The organism is Shewanella sp. 125m-7 (assembly GCF_052977045.1).
Genome location: NZ_JBRILQ010000039.1, coordinates 1 through 20,107, shown reverse-complemented (window position 1 = coordinate 20,107; position 20,107 = coordinate 1). Strand labels below are relative to the sequence as shown.

The 20,107-nt window shown below is 43.0% G+C and carries 15 protein-coding genes; 7 read left to right on the top strand and 8 right to left on the bottom strand.

Features of this window, described 5'->3' with window-relative positions; translation table 11 throughout:
- Positions 1-176 precede the first annotated feature (176 nt).
- Positions 177-3,086, bottom strand: a complete 2,910-nt coding sequence (locus ACVBIL_RS16230) for a collagenase (RefSeq protein ID WP_447167993.1) — start codon at positions 3,084-3,086, stop codon at positions 177-179.
- 777 nt (positions 3,087-3,863) lie between these two features.
- On the opposite strand from ACVBIL_RS16230, the gene ACVBIL_RS16225 reads away from it, so the two are divergent.
- The 7 genes from ACVBIL_RS16225 to ACVBIL_RS16195 all read left to right on the top strand — a co-directional run bounded on the left by ACVBIL_RS16225 (position 3,864) and on the right by ACVBIL_RS16195 (position 10,292).
- Positions 3,864-4,457, top strand: coding sequence for a LysE family translocator (locus ACVBIL_RS16225; protein ID WP_447167992.1), 594 nt, complete (start codon positions 3,864-3,866; stop codon positions 4,455-4,457).
- Positions 4,458-4,477: 20 nt separating this feature from the next.
- Positions 4,478-5,044: a DUF1415 domain-containing protein gene (locus tag ACVBIL_RS16220; RefSeq protein ID WP_447167991.1), complete on the top strand. Its 567-nt coding sequence runs from the start codon at positions 4,478-4,480 to the stop codon at positions 5,042-5,044.
- Between the two features lie 80 nt (positions 5,045-5,124).
- Positions 5,125-5,889 carry a ribonuclease H family protein gene (locus tag ACVBIL_RS16215; protein ID WP_447167990.1) on the top strand — a complete coding sequence of 255 codons (765 nt, stop codon included), beginning with the start codon at positions 5,125-5,127 and terminating at the stop codon, positions 5,887-5,889.
- Between the two features lie 108 nt (positions 5,890-5,997).
- Positions 5,998-6,408, top strand: coding sequence for a hypothetical protein (locus ACVBIL_RS16210; protein ID WP_447167989.1), 411 nt, complete (start codon positions 5,998-6,000; stop codon positions 6,406-6,408).
- 203 nt (positions 6,409-6,611) lie between these two features.
- Positions 6,612-7,973, top strand: coding sequence for a leucyl aminopeptidase family protein (locus ACVBIL_RS16205; RefSeq protein ID WP_447167988.1), 1,362 nt, complete (start codon positions 6,612-6,614; stop codon positions 7,971-7,973).
- A 216-nt stretch (positions 7,974-8,189) separates the two neighbouring features.
- On the top strand, positions 8,190-9,377 hold the full coding sequence (locus ACVBIL_RS16200) for a hypothetical protein (protein WP_447167987.1): 1,188 nt from the start codon (positions 8,190-8,192) through the stop codon (positions 9,375-9,377).
- Positions 9,378-9,860: 483 nt separating this feature from the next.
- On the top strand, positions 9,861-10,292 hold the full coding sequence (locus ACVBIL_RS16195; protein WP_447167986.1) for a DUF2059 domain-containing protein: 432 nt from the start codon (positions 9,861-9,863) through the stop codon (positions 10,290-10,292).
- An 84-nt stretch (positions 10,293-10,376) separates the two neighbouring features.
- On the opposite strand, the gene ACVBIL_RS16190 is transcribed toward ACVBIL_RS16195, so the two are convergent.
- The 7 genes from ACVBIL_RS16190 to ACVBIL_RS16160 form a co-directional block, all read right to left on the bottom strand.
- The gene (locus ACVBIL_RS16190) at positions 10,377-11,585 is read right to left on the bottom strand and encodes a NupC/NupG family nucleoside CNT transporter (RefSeq protein WP_447167985.1); all 1,209 of its coding nucleotides are present in this window, start codon (positions 11,583-11,585) and stop codon (positions 10,377-10,379) included.
- A 705-nt stretch (positions 11,586-12,290) separates the two neighbouring features.
- A complete protein-coding gene (rodA, locus tag ACVBIL_RS16185) occupies positions 12,291-13,370 on the bottom strand; it encodes a rod shape-determining protein RodA (RefSeq protein WP_447167984.1) in 1,080 nt (359 codons plus the stop codon).
- Between the two features lie 360 nt (positions 13,371-13,730).
- Positions 13,731-14,666 carry a universal stress protein gene (locus tag ACVBIL_RS16180; protein ID WP_447167983.1) on the bottom strand — a complete coding sequence of 312 codons (936 nt, stop codon included), beginning with the start codon at positions 14,664-14,666 and terminating at the stop codon, positions 13,731-13,733.
- Between the two features lie 1,003 nt (positions 14,667-15,669).
- Positions 15,670-16,650 carry a transposase gene (locus ACVBIL_RS16175; protein WP_447167982.1) on the bottom strand — a complete coding sequence of 327 codons (981 nt, stop codon included), beginning with the start codon at positions 16,648-16,650 and terminating at the stop codon, positions 15,670-15,672.
- Positions 16,651-16,862: 212 nt separating this feature from the next.
- Complete coding sequence (locus ACVBIL_RS16170; protein WP_447167981.1) at positions 16,863-17,843, bottom strand: transposase; 981 nt, start codon at positions 17,841-17,843, stop codon at positions 16,863-16,865.
- A gap of 73 nt (positions 17,844-17,916) precedes the next feature.
- Positions 17,917-18,339: a hypothetical protein gene (locus ACVBIL_RS16165; RefSeq protein ID WP_447167980.1), complete on the bottom strand. Its 423-nt coding sequence runs from the start codon at positions 18,337-18,339 to the stop codon at positions 17,917-17,919.
- Positions 18,340-18,453: 114 nt separating this feature from the next.
- The gene (locus tag ACVBIL_RS16160; RefSeq protein WP_447167979.1) at positions 18,454-18,840 is read right to left on the bottom strand and encodes a tautomerase family protein; all 387 of its coding nucleotides are present in this window, start codon (positions 18,838-18,840) and stop codon (positions 18,454-18,456) included.
- Positions 18,841-20,107: the final 1,267 nt, after the last annotated feature.

Sequence of the window (20,107 nt, the reverse complement as noted above, 5' to 3'; positions counted from 1 at the left end):
CTAACCTGACTCGTACAGCGCTGTCGACTATTAATGCCCATCGTACTAAATATGTGATGGAATAAACTAACCTTCCTTAGGTGGCTCGTCTGCCATAAGGCTAATAAAAAGCCGACTCTGTATGAGTCGGCTTTGGCTACTGATAAACGAACTGTTGTTCTTTATATAATAATAGCTTACTTAATGTTAACCACTAAGCTTGCACCTTGGCTTGATGGTGCACCATCTGCACTGATGTAATACCAACCTTCAGCTGGTGAGTTGATTGTTAAACTCTCAACATTTCCAGTGTTTTCAGACTTCACTTCAAATGAACTAGGACCCGCCCAAGTTTGACTATTGCCATAAAGGTTTACATCGCCACTTCCGTGTCCGCTTGCTACGCTAACTTCTTCAGTACCAGCTGGAACGTAGAAGTAGTAGCTAGAGTGACCATCTTCGATACAAATCGCTTCACCAAACTCGACACCACCATAGCTATATGGAGATTGTGTTGCACATGCATCAGCAACAGCTACCGGAGTGGTTCCTGTATCGCCGCCTTCTGTAAGGCTAACTTTAAGGCTTACACCGTTAAAATCTTGGTACGCTAATAAGCTGATATATACCCAACCTCGATTAGCAACGACGCTTAGCGACTCTTCGTTACCATTGGTTTCAGATCTCGCATCAAAGTCAGATGGCTTAGCCCAAATACCTTGATTGAAGAACAAGTCAACATCACCTTCACCACCAGATGTAGTGATATATAGCTGGGTATTGTCTTCTTCAACATAAGTGTAGAAGTAGTTGATATCAGTGCCTTCAACACACTCAACTTTATCTTGAGTGAGCTTGCCGTCTCTAATCGTCGCTACGCCGCAATGCTCAGCAGGGTCAACGGGGCCGTCTGTATCGGCGTTATCACCAATTCCGTCACCGTCAGAATCTGCCCACTCTGTAGAGTCTGTTGGGAACACATCACCATTGTCACCTACACCATCACCGTCGGTATCGACCGTCTCATTAGCATCTGTTGGGAACACATCTGCGTTATCCCCCACACCATCAGCGTCAGTATCATGAGTTTCACTCGGATCATGCGGGAAGGCATCTTGGCTATCTATTACACCATCACCATCTGAATCAACTGGCTCAGTAATACCAGTATCAATTGTGTCATCGTTACTGCTTACTGACGCTAACCAAGTGTTCCACTCATTGTTATAATTTTCACCAATCGTGTTATCGATATAAGTGAGCCAGCCATCGGCGTCACCACCACGAGCCAAAACAAGTAACGCATCTACATCACTTCTGTGTTTCTCAAATAGGAAACGTACCGCAAGGTAACCCCAGCTATAAACACGATCAGACCCTGAGTCATAGGTATTAGCTAAGATTTCACTTAGGCTGTAAGTCTGCGAGCGTCCCATGTCGATAGCGCCGTCATTACGGTTTTGCTTAGAGATGTACTCGGCAAGGCCTTCTGACCACCACACTGACTTCCCGGTGTCGATATCAAAGTAGTTAAACGCACCATATTGATTAAAGCGACCATCTAGGTAATGCACATATTCATGCTTAAGGTTCCAGACTAAAATATCTTCAGTCCAAGTTGCTTCATGAGCAATAAAGCGTGCCTGGTTACCTTCTTGTGAAGGAGTGCCTTCAAGGTACATACCACCGTTATTAGTATTAATACCAAAAATGACACTGGCATACTGGGCATAGTCATCATAGCTGTCGAAGATATTCACTTCTAAGCTTTCGTTAAAGTCATCAGCAACCGGCTGGTAACCCGTAGCGAGTACATTATGGAACAGTGTCTCTTCACCGCCCATCAAATCACAAGATGCTTGAAGCTCATCATTGGTTAACTGCTGCGCACGGATATAGATGGTGTCGCTACAGCTGTAGTTGATGGGGAGAGCAGTCTGTTCAAGCTCTTCTTCCCAACCACAGATCCCAAACTGCTCACATTCACCCGGGTTGTAATAATCTAAGTAGCCAGCAGCATCAGCCCACGGTGCAGACATGCGCTCAAACTTACTCATATACAGCTGCACACCGTCATTTAGGCGTGTTTTAAGGCTTTCAGGTAGATCCCAATAGGCTTGATACTCATAAAAACGGCCAAACTCATGGAACGCATCCGTCGACTCATATTGGTAATTTGAGTTAATAATATAATCTGCAGTAGCGATATTGAGTAGCGCATCAATCAGTTCACCATGTTCCATAGCTTTACTGTTGTAGTCTTCAGCCCAACTGCCGTAATAGAGTGTTGTTAGTGCACTCGTCATTGCAGCACGGTGGCGATTACTCGCTAAAAAGTCTGCATTAAACATCTGCAAATAATCGGTAATTAAAGGCACGCTTTCTAAAATACGATCGGCGCTCGACCATGAAGTGAAAAACTCCATTAAGGTATCGCCAGCGGACGGAGTGATCTCAAACAGCTTAGGGTTCTTCGAATACTCAACAAGCGCACCGTAAACCGCATCAGCGGCTTGGGTATCGCTGTAAGTTAGGTCGTCGTTATAGAACTCAATGTAAAATGCACCGCGTAAGAAGTAGAACAAGTTACGCATCTCATAACCTGTGCTGCTGTCATAAGTCGCTGCCATAGAGGCGGCTTGATTAGCAACCGAAACCACATTTTCAGTTTGATAAGCTGCAACTGATACGGCATCATTTCTTGAATACAATTCAGAGATACACGAAATATCAGCTTGTCTAACTGCATCAAACAGCGCTTGACCCGATAGATTAGCGAGTTCACTGCTACAGATGTTATCTTCGCCTTCAGCAGCAGGACCAACAGCTCCCATCGGCCCTTCAACTTTCTTTTCTTTGCTCTTATCTATGTTCTGACGTTGAGTCTTTTCAGCATTTTTTTGCTTACCAGGCACATTAGCGCCCTTATCAAAGCGACTTTTAAGATCAGAACCGTGGGCTGCTTTAGAAGAAGCCTTTTCAGTTGGTGCGACTTCAGATGTTGCTAACGCAGCGCCTGGAAAAAGAATAGCTGAACAAGCCAGGGCTAAAGCATGAACTTTAAACTGACCCTTTCTAGCTTGTGATTTAGATGATTTGATTGACATGTTTGACTCCAATTATTCGCGACGATGTCGTTAAACCACCTAATACAGGGAAGTGATAATCAGACTTATATCGGGTTTGCTTGCCGCACCCACTTGTTGCGATATCTTTGCATTTGTTAAACTCTTGTAAACAACGAGTTAATTTATAATTTATACAATATCCATAATCAAGCATAAAAAAACATCTCACCATTAGTAACTATGCAACATCAGACCTTTGTGGTGAATGAACATTCAGGAGTCAAAGAAATGACTAATCAGTTAACCACTTTATCCGTGGCAGAAAAGTCTAAAACAGGGCTAGATTAACAATATAGGGCTTTGGCAATTAAGATTCAGTCTTTAGTGCTAAAAAGACGAGTTAGCTACTGAAAAAGTAATTTAAACACTGTAAACACCAGATTTAATACTAAATAATGAGTTCAGAGCAGTATCAGCAAGAGCTAAGTTTTTGTTATTTTATTATCAAATGAGTCTGAATTTTTCCTGTAAGCCACTGCGATTTTTTGTCTCTTATCGTAGGAGTAAATTGGTGATGTCAAAACTTGTCATCAACAATTATCAAACCGAAATCGAAGCCTAACAAACTGCTGCTGATGACTAAATATGCAATTTGTAATTGTTATGAATCATATATAACAAAAAAATATGTCTTATAAGATTAACTCTTTACGCATTAATCTGCTTAATAGCCTTTTACCCTTGCCTGCCTATCACGATAGGATATCGCCATATTTGTGATTATTTTTATCCTGTATAACAGGTAGGTTTAAGGCTATGGAACTTATTTTAACGATTGCGCTATTTGCATTCTCATCGGGGATCACGCCTGGGCCGAATAACATCATGCTGATGTCTTCGGGAGTGAACTTTGGCGTAAAACGCAGCCTGCCACATCTTAGCGGTATCTGTATCGGCTTTCCTGCGATGGTACTAGCCATAGGTTTGGGATTAAGTGCAGTATTTCAAAGTTATCCAGTGCTACACAGTATTATCAAATATGTCGGGATTAGCTACATGCTGTACTTGGCATGGTTAATAGCCAATAGCAGCGCCAAGATGAATGGCAAAGACACCGCCGCCCCCCTGTCTTTTATGCAGGCTGCTGCTTTTCAGTGGGTCAACCCTAAGGCATGGATCATGGGGATCGGCGCCGTTGCGACTTTTACCAGTATGAGCCAAGCATTAACGCCGCAAGTTGTTACCATCGCTTTAGTGTTCTTTTTTATCGCAGTGCCCAGCGCATTTGTTTGGCTAGGGTTTGGCGTGGCATTGAAACGACTATTAAAGAATCAAAAGCAGCAGAAAATATTTAATGTCACTATGGCACTCTTGCTTGTGTTATCGATCCTGCCTATGATCCAGCCATAACTCTTCCAAGGCTGCATCTGATGACTCAGATAATCAATCCCGAATTACAAGCATACGCAACAGAAACCGAAAACTGGGTTAAACAGGTGATTATGAAATATAACATCTGCCCCTTTGCCAGAAGAGAAGTCGAGCGAGCCAGTATTCGTTATGCGGTAATTGATGAGTCTCGCATGCAAGATGTGCTGCAAGCGCTTATCGAAGAATGTACTTATTTAGATGAACACACAGACATTGAAACTACGCTGTTTATCATGCCACGTGGTTTTGAAGGCTTTTACCTCTATTTAGATTTAGTCGATATTGCCAATGACCTGTTAATCGAACAAGGTTATGAAGGTGAGTATCAGTTAGCCAGTTTTCATCCAGATTATTGCTTTGAAGATGAACCCCAAGATTCGGCAGCAAACTATACTAATCGCGCGCCCTATCCGACGTTACACATTATCCGTGAATCCAGCATGGAATTAGCGCTAGCGACTTATGATGAGCCCGAAACCATCCCTGAGCGCAACATAGCTTTTGCCGAGCGTAAAGGTACTCAGTTCTTTGTAGACTTATTAGCGCACTGCAAAAAAAGCCAATAACCCTTTTCAACGGCTCAATGGCGACTCCATGTTGGTTGTAGCCAAATCATTAATTATCAAGATGTAGGACTAAAAAGCGAATGGCTAAAAAGTATTACGTGGTATGGGCTGGCCGTGAAACCGGCATTTTCACCAGCTGGGATTACACTAAAAAGCTGGTTGATAAATTTCCGCAAGCCAAATATAAGTCCTTCCCGAGTGAAGCCGAAGCTAAAGCTGCTTTCGCAAAGGCTCCGAGTTATGGCAATGCAGCCAAAAAGCCAACATCGGGACCCGCTAAAGCAAAATCAGCAGCTAAAGCCAGCGTAGATATCGATCTGACTTGCTGTGATGTGTCTATTTTTACCGACGGCGGTTGTGAACCAAACCCTGGTAAAGCCGGTTCAGGCGTAGCGGTTTACCATAAAGCGCAATTAACGGAGCTTTACTATGGCCTTTATAACGCTAATGGCACCAATAACTCGGCAGAGTTAAATGCCCTGCACCAAGCGTTATTAATTGCGGAAAAAGCATTAAAACAAGGTTTATCAGTACAGGTCTTAAGTGACTCGCAGTACTCAATAAACTGCATCACCAACTGGGCTTATGGTTGGAAAACCAAAGGCTGGAAAAGAAAAGTGGCAGGTGATATCAAGAACCTAGATATCATTCAGCAATCCCATCAGCTTTATGATGCGTTAAAAGATAAATTGGTGATTGCGCATGTTGCCGCTCACGTGGGCATTGAAGGTAACGAGCTGGCTGACCGTATGTCTATTTATGCTATCGATAAAAAAGATGTCGAATTTTGCCGCTACCCAGAGCCCATTGTTCTCAGTCAAATCCTCAGTCTCAGAGCGGGCTAATCCCAGTTCTGCAGCAAAATGACCTTAAGTTACACAGTTTGCACTTTATTGCCTTTTATTCGCGGCTCGAATTAGGTTTAAGGTGCCTGCTGTGGCACAATCGCCAGCATGAAAATCTACGTCCACATCCATAAAGCCCCTATTCGTGTCATCCGCATTGGAAGACGTCGTTTTTGGCTACGCTTAAAACGCGATATGTTAGTGTTAAAAGACGCGCTTGCTCAAGAAAAGCAGGAGACTAAAGATATGTTAGTCACCTACAAGCGCCACACTCGTAGACAAGCAACAAAAGAAGAACTATCAGAAGCCAACAAACAGTTTGCCGATCTATTAAAGGGGCTAAGTTTAGGCATGTTTGCCGTTTTACCTTTTGCCCCCATTACGATTCCACTGGTGGTAAAACTGGGTAAGATTGTTGGCGTCGACGTACTCCCTAGTTCTTTCAATAACATGTCAGAGCGTAAAGCAAATATTAGACGTGGCGCAATGAAGGCCAAACTAGAGTCTACTTCAGAGTAATAATTAAGCCGCGCTGACAGTTCTGCTGCAAGCCGCTTAACTTATTGAGCTGTTATTACCTGTAAACCTCTATCGCTGTAACTCCTCGTTAATTAACACTGTCACTACTTAAAATAACCTGCTGTCGTCTTTCTCCTAGAACGAAGGCCTGATACTCTTAGCCCTAAGCTATTCTCCTCATTAATAACAAAAAGAGTCCTTACATGAGCAACCTTATTATCTCTGGTGCTTCAGGCATCCCTTTATCCATTTTTAATAGCGACACCTTTGCCGCATGGCGCGAACAACAACCGCAGCGCATTCAAAACTGGCTCAACACCACCCAATTTAATGGCAAAGGCGTAAGCTTAATTCCAAGCGCCGATGGCGAGCTAGAACAAGTTGTCTTTGTCAGCGATAGCAATGATTCATACTGGCTTTGCGGCGAGCTTGCAAACCAACTGCCCGCAGGGCAATACCAGCTAAACGCAAGTGAACAGCAAATAAAAACTGCCGCGTTTAGTTGGGGTCTTGGCGCTTATCAGTTTGACCGCTATAAGAAAAGCACCAAGGAACTGCCAGTGCTTATCGTACCGACTCAAGCACAAGCTGATGAAGCCAATAAGTTGATCCGCTCAGTGTCATTAGTACGCGATCTGGTTAACACCCCCGCCGCAGATATGATGCCACAACACCTAGGTGACACCATGGCGGCGATGGCAGATGAGTTTGGCGCTGAAATCACCCAGATTATTGGTGACGAGTTACTTGAGAAAAACTATCCAACAATCCATATGGTTGGCCGCGCCAGTGAAAATCTGCCACGCTTAATCGACCTCACTTGGGGCGATGAATCAGCGCCAAAACTAACCCTTGTGGGTAAAGGGGTGTGTTTTGACTCTGGCGGACTCGATATAAAGCCTGTTTCAGGCATGCGCTTAATGAAAAAAGACATGGGCGGCGCAGCTCACGTCATAGGTCTAGCGCAGCTAATTATGGCCCACAACTTACCCGTTCGATTACGGGTATTAGTACCCGCAGTTGAGAACGCGGTATCGGCTAACGCCTTTAGACCAGGAGATGTCATCACCACACGTAAAGGCATCACTGTTGAAATCGACAACACCGACGCCGAAGGCCGCTTAGTCCTGTGTGATGCCCTAACTGAGGCCAATAACGACAAGCCTGAACTGGTGATTGATTTTGCCACGCTGACAGGGGCAATGCGCATTGCATTAGGCACCGAACTCCCAGGCTTTTTCAGTAATGATGACGACGTGGCAGCAGGTTTTACCGCATCGGGTCTTAAAGTGGACGACCCTGTATGGCGCATGCCGCTACATAGACCTTATTTAGAGTTAACCGGTAGTGATATTGCCGACTTGGCTAACTGCGCCAAAACGCCATTTGGCGGTGCAATTACTGCCGCGTTATATCTCGAAGAGTTTGTAGATAAAGGCATTAGCTGGAGCCACTTTGACGTTATGGCCTATAACGTACGTAAGTTACCGGGTCGCCCTGTTGGCGGTGAAGCCTTTGGTATTCGCGCGGTATTTGATTACCTGCAAAATCGCTTTAAAGCCTAATTAGCCTTAGCAAACATACCTATTAAAGGCCCGCATGTCGGGCCACATCTAAAACCTTACACCTCATACTCGATCGCATAGAGGATTTCGTTCACGATACGACATTAACCAGGTTAAAAAGTTTCCCTCAAAAATCCAATCTAGCTCACAATATTAATCAAACGAAGTATTACAGCCACTGTGATTGCGTATTCCGTCACAATCTAATATTCAATTATGGATATGATTCACATTGCTAATCCAATGTCGGATTATGAATATGAGAATAATAAAGTGAAAAAGCTACAGTTATCTATTTTAATTGGTGCGTTACTTGGCGCGCCTACGGTTGTAATGGCAGACGAATTCAAACCTTCTGTTGATTTAGGCGGTGCGGTTAAGGTTAAGTACTTCGTTGATGATGGCAATGAAGCCTCTAAATCAAATGGCGGTACATTCGCATTTGACGCATTAGAACTTGATATCGATAGCCAGATTAGTGAAAACTGGACTGCAAGTGCTAAGTACGTTTTCAAAAACTCTTCAAGCAACCATTTCATTAAATACGCTTATGCTGCGTACAATGGTGTTGAAGATTGGCAGTTCCAAGGTGGTGTGATCAGCAAGCCATTTGGTAATAAGAGCTTTATTTCTCACAACTGGTGGGAAAGTATCAACTACTACATGGGCTTTGAAGATGACTACGATCTAGGTGCTAAGGCTATTTATAGTACTGGTAACTGGACCTCTGAAGTTGCCTTCTTCAAGAACAGCGAATACTCATCATCAGATACCCGTGGTTACGGTGCTGACGGATTCACAGGTTCTGTTGGTGACAATACCTACAACAACGAAGAAACCAACACATTCAACATTCGTCAGTCTTACGTTTTAGACTTTGATAAGTTAACGGTACAACTAGGTGCATCGTTAGAATACGGTCAGTTATACGACACTCTTCACGATGACCATGGTACGTCTACAGCTTATGCTGTTCACTTAGATGCTCAGTACAGTGGTTACCAGCTACAGCTACAGATGGTCGATTATGACTATGACCAATATCAAGCGAATAAAGATGGACTATATGCGATGAAGATGGGCGGCGGCGCTTATGAAGTTGCAGCTAAGGGCCAAATCTTCGCAGCTAACATCGCCAAGACTATCGGTTATGACTGGGGTACAGTGACGCTTTATAACGACTACAGCCACTTAACACCAAACACTGATGTTAACGCTAGCCTAAATGACTCTGTGATCAACACGACAGGTATGAGCATTGCAGTATCTGATTTCTACATCTTTGTCGATCATATCTACGGTAAAAATGCGGTATGGATTGGTGGTCAACAAGGTCTTGGTATCGAAAACCAAGATGATGACTTCTACTCTCTATTCAACGTTAGTGTAGCTTACTACTTCTAATATTGATGACCCAGCGACTGACTTTGTGAGTTGCCATCACCCAAGGCTGATAAGGTATTAATACCTTCTCAGCCTTGGGTGAACCTTACTATCGACATAAAACAATAATGTTCAAATAGATTTCCCGAACTTATTTTCGTACTAGATTTCGAGCTTAAACCCACTTTTTCCTGCCTATAACCCTATAAAATTCACTCTTCACTCGCCGCTTTAACGTCTTAAATTGCCATCTCACTTAGAACTGCTAGCCAGAGCAAGCATAAACCTTCTACACACCCTATCGGCACAAAGGTTTAATTATCTGATTTAAGTCATAGAGATAGATAATTCACTTTTACGACAAAGCACTCTGCTCTATGCTGTCGACTTAAATAAAACACTCATTAATCGGATACTTTTTCGATCCAATAACGTTACTATCTAATCACTTAGTCAGCTAAGTTCGTGATATATACAGACTAAACTAACAGCAGGATGCTCAATATGAAACTCGCAATACTTCCTCTACTAGCCTTAATCACCTTTGCTAGCAACGCCTTTGCAGAACCCGCCTCAGCGGAAAGTGTTAAGCAGCTAATGCATAAAACAGGGGCGGGAGAGCTCGGTGTTCAAGCCATGAACCAGATGCTACCAGCGCTGAAAAACTTAGTTCCCGATGCACCTGAGGCATTTTGGAGCGACTACATGGCAAAGTTTAATCCAGATGATCTGATTAAAATGACAGTGCCTATTTATCAAAAGTATCTTACTGAAGACGAAGTCCAAGCACTTAACGCTTTTTATGATACACCTGCGGGTAAGAAGCTGATTAAAGTGCAGCCTCAGATCATGCAAGAATCTATGATGGCGGGTCAGCAGTGGGGACAAGCTGTCGCCCAAGATGTGATGACGAAATACCAAAAGCAGAAGCACTAAGCAAAAGTCATCGATGCGGCGTAATAGCGTTAACGCCATAACAAAGAGCAGCTAAGCTGCTCTTTGTTCTTTAGTACCATCCACTTACAAGCTAATAAAAATACCTGCTAGCGCGGCACTCATCAAGTTAGCCAGCGTGGCTGCTAGAACAGCCTTTAGGCCTAAGTTTGCCACTTCACTACGACGTTCAGGCGCCATCACTCCGATACTACCTAACTGAATAGCAATCGAGCCAATGTTAGCAAAGCCGCATAAAGCAAAGGTGATGATAACTTGAGAATGCATCGAGAGTTGATCTTTCACTTCGGTGAAATCCATAAAGGCAACAAACTCATTGAGAATTAACTTTTGGCCAATAAAGCTACCCGCTTGCATCATCTCACTGGCGGGAACGCCAATCAAAAATGCCACAGGTGCGAAGATATAACCCAGTAGATTTTGCATGGTCACGCCATCAAAGTTAAACCAAGTGCCCACTTGCTCAAGGCCTGCGTTGAACATAGCGATGACGCTAATAAAGGCCAGTAACATAGTACCGATAGCCACCGCGACACGCATACCATTCATCGCACCAGATGCCAATGCATCGATAGCATTGCCGTGCTCACTCTTGCTCATATCAACGGCTTGCTGACACGCTGGCGTCGCCGTTTCTGGTACTAGCAATTTCGCCATCATTAGGCTGCCTGGTGCGGCCATAAAACTTGCCGCTATCAAATATTTAAGCTCAACGCCTAGGCCTGCATAACCCCCTAACACGCTGCCTGCCACCGATGCCATTCCGCCCGTCATCACTGCAAATAGCTCAGATCGGGTCATCTTAGGTAAGAAAGGTTTTACTAGTAGTGGCGATTCACCTTGGCTTAAAAAGATATTGCCCGTTGTCACTAGTGATTCTGCGCGGCTTATGCCAAGCAGCTTTTGCAGTGCCCCACCGATAACTTTAATCACCCACTGCATGATGCCAAAGTAATACAGCAGAGAAATTAATGCGCTAATGAAAATAACCAGAGGTAATACACGAATAGCAAACACAAAGCTGTTAGTCGCAAGATCGCCAAACAAGAAGTTAATTCCCTCATCAGCAAAACTTAACACCGACGCGACTCCCTGACTTACTGAGCCCAGTATGTTCTGCCCCATAGGAAGATACAGTACCAATGCCGCTAAACAGGCCTGCAATGCAAATGCACCAAAAACCGTACGCCAGTTAATGGCATTGCGATTTTCAGAGAAAATCCAACCACAAACAATTAAAAACCAAATACCGACCAAGCTAATCAACAACGACATCATTTATCCCAAATTGAGCTACAAAGACGTAAGTTGCAGATGTTCTGAATAAGTGTATTCGATGGGGAAATGCTTTAAATAAAGCGACATTTGACGTCGACTAGCTGGCAATGATTGATAAAGCCTATCTAGTCGAGCGATTTGAGTGTCCGGCCATTGATACAAAAATGAAGCATCTAAAACTTACAAAAGTTTTGCCGGTCCAACTCCGTGGGTTGATCACTTCTCCATGTAGCGGCTTGTATTAATACCAATCAGTATAAGAAGTTGCTCTACTCAGAGCGTTTTTTGGCAAACTAATTCAAGGCGAATAGCTGAAAGAATGGTTATTCCCTTGTAAAGCTGTTCAACGCAGAAGTAGGCAGCCAAAAACGCTCCAGAATGGCGAGTTTTAGCAGTTCAGATGCTGTGTTAACGAGCTTAACCGTAGAACAACTATGCTCTTCACTCGTTGCCTTGCCTCATAACCGCTAAATTCTCGCTGAGTGACCAAATCTTTATATTGATTGGTATAAGCTGGCAGTGAACGAGACGTTCTAGCCGGAACGGGATTATACGAACCGATACAAAGATTAACAGTCGTTAATCTAATTTAATTACAGAATGTGTTGCAAAAGCGATCCGGTCGCAAAGATAACGGGATCGCGATCACGTAAGTTAATAACACTCCAGATTTAAACGTGTCTCGGGGTAAGCGCTTTGCAGCTAGGGTTTATAAGGTTTTTGTAGGCAAAGAGACATAATGATACCGAAGCAAATTCCTTGGGTGATCATGGCTGTGCCCCCATAACTAAAAAAGGGTAATGGGCTGCCCATTACTGGCAGTAAACCACTCACCATCCCCATATTAATAAAGGCATATAAAAAGAAACTAAGCGCAAAAGTGGCACTGACTAGGCGATTGAATGATGATTTACATTGGTATGCTAACCAAATGACTCGTCCTGTAATAAACAAATAAAGTCCTACCAAGAGTAAGCATCCAATAAAACCCCACTGCTCAGCATAGGTAGAAAAAATAAAGTCAGTGTGACTTTCCGGAATAAATCCAAGTTGCCCCTGCGTCGCATTAGTCCAACCTTTGCCATGCATTCCCCCAGAGCCAATTGCAATCAATGATTGAATAATCTGGTAACCCGCACCGAGGGGATCGGATTCAGGATCTAGAAATTGAGTCACCCGCTTTTTTTGATAGGCTTCCATGACAAAAACCCACAAAATAGGGACAGTGACCGCCACACCAGCAATAAACGAACCAATAATTTTCCAGCTCATTCCAGCAAAATACAACACAAATAAAGCGTAGATAACAGTGAAGATAGCCCCATCTAGATCCGGCTGAATAAATATCAATCCTGCAGGAACCGAAGTGACAAGTAGACAGATAATGATTTTCTTAATATCTGGGCGTCCACCATCGGCAACGAGTAGCCATGCAACCATCAAGGGGATAGCAACTTTGACTAATTCAGAAGGCTGGAATCGAATCGGGCCAATAACTAACCAGCGCTGAGAGCCATTAGTACTATCACCAGCAAATATGACGCCGAGCAATAAAAGCACTGCCAAAGCATATAGATAGGGAGTTGCTCGCTGATATCGTAGCGGTGGGATGACAGACATAACAACAATGCAGCCAATTGCAATGCAGGCCCTAATAAGGTGTCGCTCTAACATAGACTCACTGAAACCGCTGGCGCTCCATACCGTGAGTGAGCCAAGCAGAATCAACAACGAAATAGCAAGTAGTAAAGGGAAGTCAATTCGAGGTGTGTATTTAAACATATCTTTTATCATTCAATATAAAACATCAAGCAGAGAAGCAAGCTGAAAGACAAGCAAACTGGTGACCATAATTCCGGAGAGTATAAACGTTTTTACTATTATTAAAATCAGCTTGTTTAAGCCCTTGTTTGATCCCTTATTTAAGTTGTTTTTATAACTACATTGCAGCTAAATATTTACACAACAAAGACAATAGATGTGTTCAATAAAAGTACCGCCCCACCGAGATCCCACTAATCCGTTATTTTTATCGCATGCAATGATATTACCGAATGCTAAAGCATCCGGTAATTTGTTTGAACGTCGGCTATTTAAAGCAACGGCGATATTGAAAAGCCTGCTATACCTATTGCGCCCCCATTAACTTATCGGAGACTCGAAACCTTCAGGCTTTAACGCCACTAACGAGCACTTAATCGAGCGCAATATATTCTCAGCGGTATTGCCGATAACAAAACCAGGAATACCTGTCCTTGCCAAGGTCCCCATGACTAAGATATCGATATTCTTCCCGTTGACGAAGCGTGGAATTTGAACATCTGCAGCACCTTGCAGATGGTGAATGATAATTTCACCATCAATGCCGGATTGTTCAATAAGGCTGTCTAATGCGTCGCGGTGACGTATTCTGGTGGCATCAAGTTCTGCGTTAAGTTCGTCCTGATCAATCTTAATCCACAGACTATTTCTTAGATAACTCTCGAGTTGATACTCCCAACAAGATAAAACATGCAGGCGATAGTCACATCGATTAGCAATATCACGTGCTAACTGCAACATTCTGAGTGAAAGAGTATTTTCTTCAAGACTTGAACTAATAGGGTCTATCGCGACTGCAACCTGTCGTTTATCCAACTGTTGATGAACTGAACGATTAAGCCAAACAGGGCATGGGCATTTACGCAATAATGTCATATCGATAGCTGTAAATCCCACGCCAGTTTCAGCCAAGGGTTCGGCATCTTTAATCAATAGATCATGACCATGCTTTAGGATGTCTTTGATGATGTTTACCGCGGGTTTTTCACCACTTAAGATTTGCAGCGACAAAGGAACATCCGCTTCCGCAATATGATTTTGCAGCCTACTTTTGTCTATTTGCTGATTGACAGTTTGCCGCAAGGCATTTTCATAGGTGTCTTTATATTGAATGAGTTTGGCTGAGAGTGCGGGGCAAGCAATCAAGCCTTCCACCTGTGCATTATTGGCTTGAGATAGTCGTAGAGCTTGCCCAATGGAGTCACTGTCACTAGGTAATCCTTGACTAACATATAAGATTTTCTTGAAGCTTTTCATGTCTACCTCTGTGATGTGGAGCACCTTGAGGGCTTTCGTTATGTTTTAAGTTAAGTTTTAAGTTAAGTTTTAAGTTAAGTTTTAAGTTGAGTTTTAAGCTGAATTTAAAATGTCTCGTTTGCTCCATCCCTTACCGAGCAAAAACACAGCTAAACGCAACAGGTCCTTTCAAGTATTGTTCTACACCGGAAAATTTGCCAATGGCGAGCGTTAAATAAGAAGTGTGAAATGATGCGATATGGACGCAGCGCGATGATAGGCACAACAAGATGCCGCCCGTCGTTGATTTGGGCTTCACTGTTCATCATAAATATTATTGGCTATAGGGTGATGCTAGAGCTTGCTGCTTAGATCGACAACGAAGACATCCATAATTATTTTCAGCACTTATCACCCTCAATCACAACTCAAATGGCCAGGGCTTTTCACTCATGCCCTTGCTTAAGGGGCTGTAATCACAAGCTAAACACGACTTATGAATAAACTTTCGGCAACTTAAAGGAAATCACGACAACGAAGACATCCATAATTATTTTCAGCACTTATCACCCCAATCACAACTCAAATGGCCACGGATTTTTACTCATGCCCTTGCCTAAGCACTGTAATCACAAGCTAAATACCACTTATGAGTAAACTTTCGGAAAATTAAAGAAAATCACACAGCAGAAACGCCAAACATCTGTTTGGTAACATAATATGGGTTAAGCAGGTTTAAAATAAACTAACTACAATCTAGCCATCGGTGACAATTGGCGACAACGAAGACATCCATGACAACGAAGATGACAACGGAGACATCCACAATTATTTTCAGCACTTATCACCCCAATCACAACTCAAATGGCCACGGATTTTGACTCATATCTTGCCTAAGCTCGGCAATTACAAGCTGAACATGACTTGCGAGCAAAATATCAGCCATTAAAATGAAAATCACACAGCAAAAACGCCCAAACATCAGTCTGGTAGCGTAAAAAGGGTTAAGCAGGTTTAAAATAAACTAACTACAATCTAGCCATCGGTGACAATTGGCTGCACCTTGTCGTCGTTTACGCTCTAGGTGTTCACAATACGTCGATAATTCTTGAGTGTTGCCCACTGCGCCTTTGAAGATTTTCGTGAACTCGGCGGTCATTTTAAGCCAGTTCTCGGCAGGAATGTTTAAGCGGTGCAACAACTGCTGTGAGGATTGGCTGATAGCACCTCGTTTATCATGACGTTGGATTCGACCTGTATCATCAATGAGTTGTAGATAATCTTTTGCATTAAACATGAGCCCTTTAGGCATATCTTGATGCTCATCGCCTACAAAAGGGAGTAGCGATTTAGGTTGTTCGCCGTTAACTGCCGCTTTGATGCGCAGCTGGATACTGGTGAAGTCTGAGGTGTCTGGGGATGTAGCAATATTGGCTCGGATAGGGTTCAGGTCGACATAGGCCATACAAGCCAGCACCGCCGCGTCATCAAGTAACGCTTGCGACTTAAAGCGCCCTTCCCAAAAACGACCCTTGCACTTATCTTCAGCATTGGCCTTTCTGGCAATGGGTTCATTAAGTGCCCGCATAAACCAGGAGATATCCATGAGCCTTAGCCGGTACTCTTTTATCCGCTTATTGATGATTGCTTGTTGATAAGATTCAAGAGGTTCAGCTTTAATAAAATAGTGATTCAAGCTATCGCCTTTGAACAGTTTTTGCCATTGGGAAACAACCTCGATATCTGACCAGCTCTTAGCCAACTCAGCATCAACCCGCAATACAAGGTGCAGATGATTACTCATCACAGCAAAAGCACAAATATCGATTGCGAACACTTCAGCTAGCTGCAATAGTCGACCTTCCACCCAGTCACGCCTATGCTCATAGGATTGTCCCGTGTGAATATCAACCCCGCACAGGAATGCCTTTCTAACACAGCGACTTATGCAGTGGTAATAAGGTGTATCCTCCAAGCTTACTAACGCTTTTCTTGGCGTTGGCATAACAAACTCCTCTCTTCAGCCTTAACTCAAGCTTAGTAGACGAGCCTCTATCTAACAATTCTGGGTGTCTGGGTTATTCTTGCCTAAGCACTGTAATCACAAGCTAAATACCACTTATGAGTAAACTTTCGGAAAATTAAAGAAAATCACACAGCAGAAACGCCAAACATCTGTTTGGTAACGTAATATGGGTTAAGCAGGTTTAAAATAAACTAACTACAATCTAGCCATCGGTGACAATTGGCTGCACCTTGTCGTCGTTTACGCTCTAGGTGTTCACAATACGTCGATAATTCTTGAGTATTGCCCACTGCGCCTTTGAAGATTTTCGTGAACTCGGCGGTCATTTTAAGCCAGTTCTCGGCAGGAATGTTTAAGCGGTGCAACAACTGCTGTGAGGATTGGCTGATAGCACCTCGTTTATCATGACGTTGGATTCGACCTGTATCATCAATGAGTTGTAGATAATCTTTTGCATTAAACATGAGTCCTTTAGGCATATCTTGATGCCCATCGCCTACAAAAGGGAGTAGCGATTTAGGTTGTTCGCCTTTAACTGCCGCTTTGATGCGCATTTGGATACTGGTGAAGTCTGAGGTGTCTGGAGATATCGCTATATTGGCTCGGATAGGATTGAGGTCGACATAGGCCATACAAGCCAGCACCGCCGCGTCATCAAGTAACGCTTGCGACTTAAAGCGCCCTTCCCAAAAACGACCCTTGCACTTATCTTCAGCATTGGCCTTTCTGGCTATGGGTTCATTAAGTGCCCGCATAAACCAGGAGATATCCATGAGTCGAAGTCGGTACTCTTTTATCCGCTTATTGATGATGGTTTGTTGATAAGATTCAAGCGGCTGGGCTTTTACAAAGTCGTGATTCAGGCTATCGCCTTTGAACAGCTTTTGCCATTGGGAAACAACCTCGATATCTGACCAGCTTTTCGCTAACTCGGCATCGACCCGCAATACAAGGTGCAGATGATTACTCATCACAGCAAAAGCACAAATATCGATTGCGAACACTTCAGCTAGCTGCAATAGTCGACCTTCCACCCAGTCACGCCTATGCTCATAGGATTGTCCCGTGTGAATATCAACCCCGCACAGGAATGCCTTTCTAACACAGCGACTTATGCAGTGGTAATAAGGTGTATCCTCCAAGCTTACTAACGCTTTTCTTGGCGTTGGCATAACAAACTCCTCTCTTCAGCCTTACCTAAAGCTTAGTAGATGAGCCTCTATCTAACAATTTTGGGTGTCTCGGTTATTTTCTGCAAGAGATATCCATGAGTCGAAGTCGGTACTCTTTTATCCGCTTATTGATGATTATTTGTTGATAAGATTCAAGCGGCTGGGCTTTTACAAAGTCGTGATTGAGGCTGTCGCCTTTGAACAGTTTTTGCCATTGCGTTACAACCTCGATATCTGACCAGCTCTTAGCCAACTCAGCATCGACCCGCAATACAAGGTGCAGATGATTACTCATCACTGCAAAAGCACAAATATCGATTGCGAACACTTCAGCTAGCTGCAATAGCCGACTTTCGACCCAGTCACGCCTATGCTCATAAGATTGTCCCGTGTGAATATCAACCCCGCACAGGAATGCCTTTCTAACACAGCGACTTATGCAGTGGTAATAAGGTGTATCCTCCAAGCTTACTAACGCTTTTCTTGGCGTTGGCATAACAAACTCCTCTCTTCAGCCTTAACTCAAGCTTAGTAGACGAGCCTCTATCTAACAATTCTGGGTGTCTTGGTTATTGTTTGTCAACTATTTTCTTCATTATTTATCAGCTTGTTATGCGTTTACACTGTACTTTAAATCGTTAACTTCATCACCAGTTATACCACGAAAGCCCCAACAATGTTTCGGTTGCTCTTTAATTGTGATTTCGATGTCTACAGGTGAAATTTTTAGATCTGACTCTATTCCTGAAAATAGTGATTTAATTAAATTTTTCTTCGTTTCAGTTTGACGACCTTCCATCATATTTATTTCAATGACAGTATAATTATCAGATCGACCACCTGGATAATAAAAGTCAGACTTATCCATAGGAATAAACCGATGTGCCCGCTTATCTTCGGGCATACCGAGTACAGATTTCATTGAATCATGAATGACATCTGAAAGCTTAGATTTAATTGGGTTAAGATTTTCTTTAATTCCGTAGATGACGATCATGCCAAAATATCCCTAAACGTATAACGCCCTGCTAATAAGTGAACCTAGTGCTGGCGGGCGATTTGCGCAGCAAATGGCATGACAGCCTTGGTGAACCTGGATTTAGCAGCTTGTTATAACTTGCAAAAGTCAAATGACTCCTTAGCTACGATTGACTCAATGTTTTTCCTGTGTTCATTATCATTTTTGACAAGTAACTCAACACCTTCCCTAGCTAAGTCCAACCGATCCTGCTTAAAAGCTTCCAAAATTAGTGTGTGTTTGTTCATTTGAGATATTGAGTCACTGGCAAACGTCTGAACTGTATACTTAGCCCCGTCTTTGGCACCCACTTTATATCCAAAAAAGTATGAACCAAAAGAACATCCCAATGTTGCTAGAATAAATAAAGTTATGTGTAATTTCATAGTGAGTTATAACATTTGTATAGTGCGTTGCGCGTATATTTAGCAAAACGCGCATGCGCATTTAATAAACCTATTATTTAAGCTACGACTAAGCGAAGTCATTGATTAATAATCACTCTAGCAAAGCCCTACTGGATAAACGAGCAAAAAACTGGAAAATGAGCATTGGTATTGATGTTGAATCGAAAGTAATTCGTGATTATTACTTATCGATTCGTAAAAGTAGGCCAGCAGGCTCTCCACAGTTCTTTCCTGCTTATCGCCTGTAACTTGAAAAGGGGCATTTCCAATGCTAGATAGCAAACCACTACGGCCTAATAAATACACCAATTATCCGGTGTAGATACGGCCGTGACCGTCCATGACATGGTGAGAGATAACGATGAAGCTACCAGTTCAAACTCGCCACCTGGTAGCACCAAACAAAAAATGTAATCAGCCTTTATTCGAAGATAAACTCGTTTTGGGGCATTTCCGTGTTAGGCACCAAACCGCTATGGCTTAAATGAGTACTCCAATTATCCGGTGTAGATACGGCTGAAGCCGTCGAAAACAGGGATGTTTTCGTTGAGCCTACATGGACGTACTTGCAACGATATCCATATCTAATAGCCAGTTCAGCATATATGGACCCATCCAGTTTGCAAGATGTTTGATATCAATTTTGAGAAGAGTTCATTGCACCCATATATTCGGCCTGTTATAGAGGTAATACTCTGGCCCTGATGGATATTTGCTTCTACTTTCCTTATCATCCTTACGGCTTCTTTAGAGCCAATGCCGGGCAAAGGTTTTAAGTAGAACAGTCTGACTGTCTCATCATCAATTCAATTATCTTGGCAACTTGGTGGTTGGTAAAA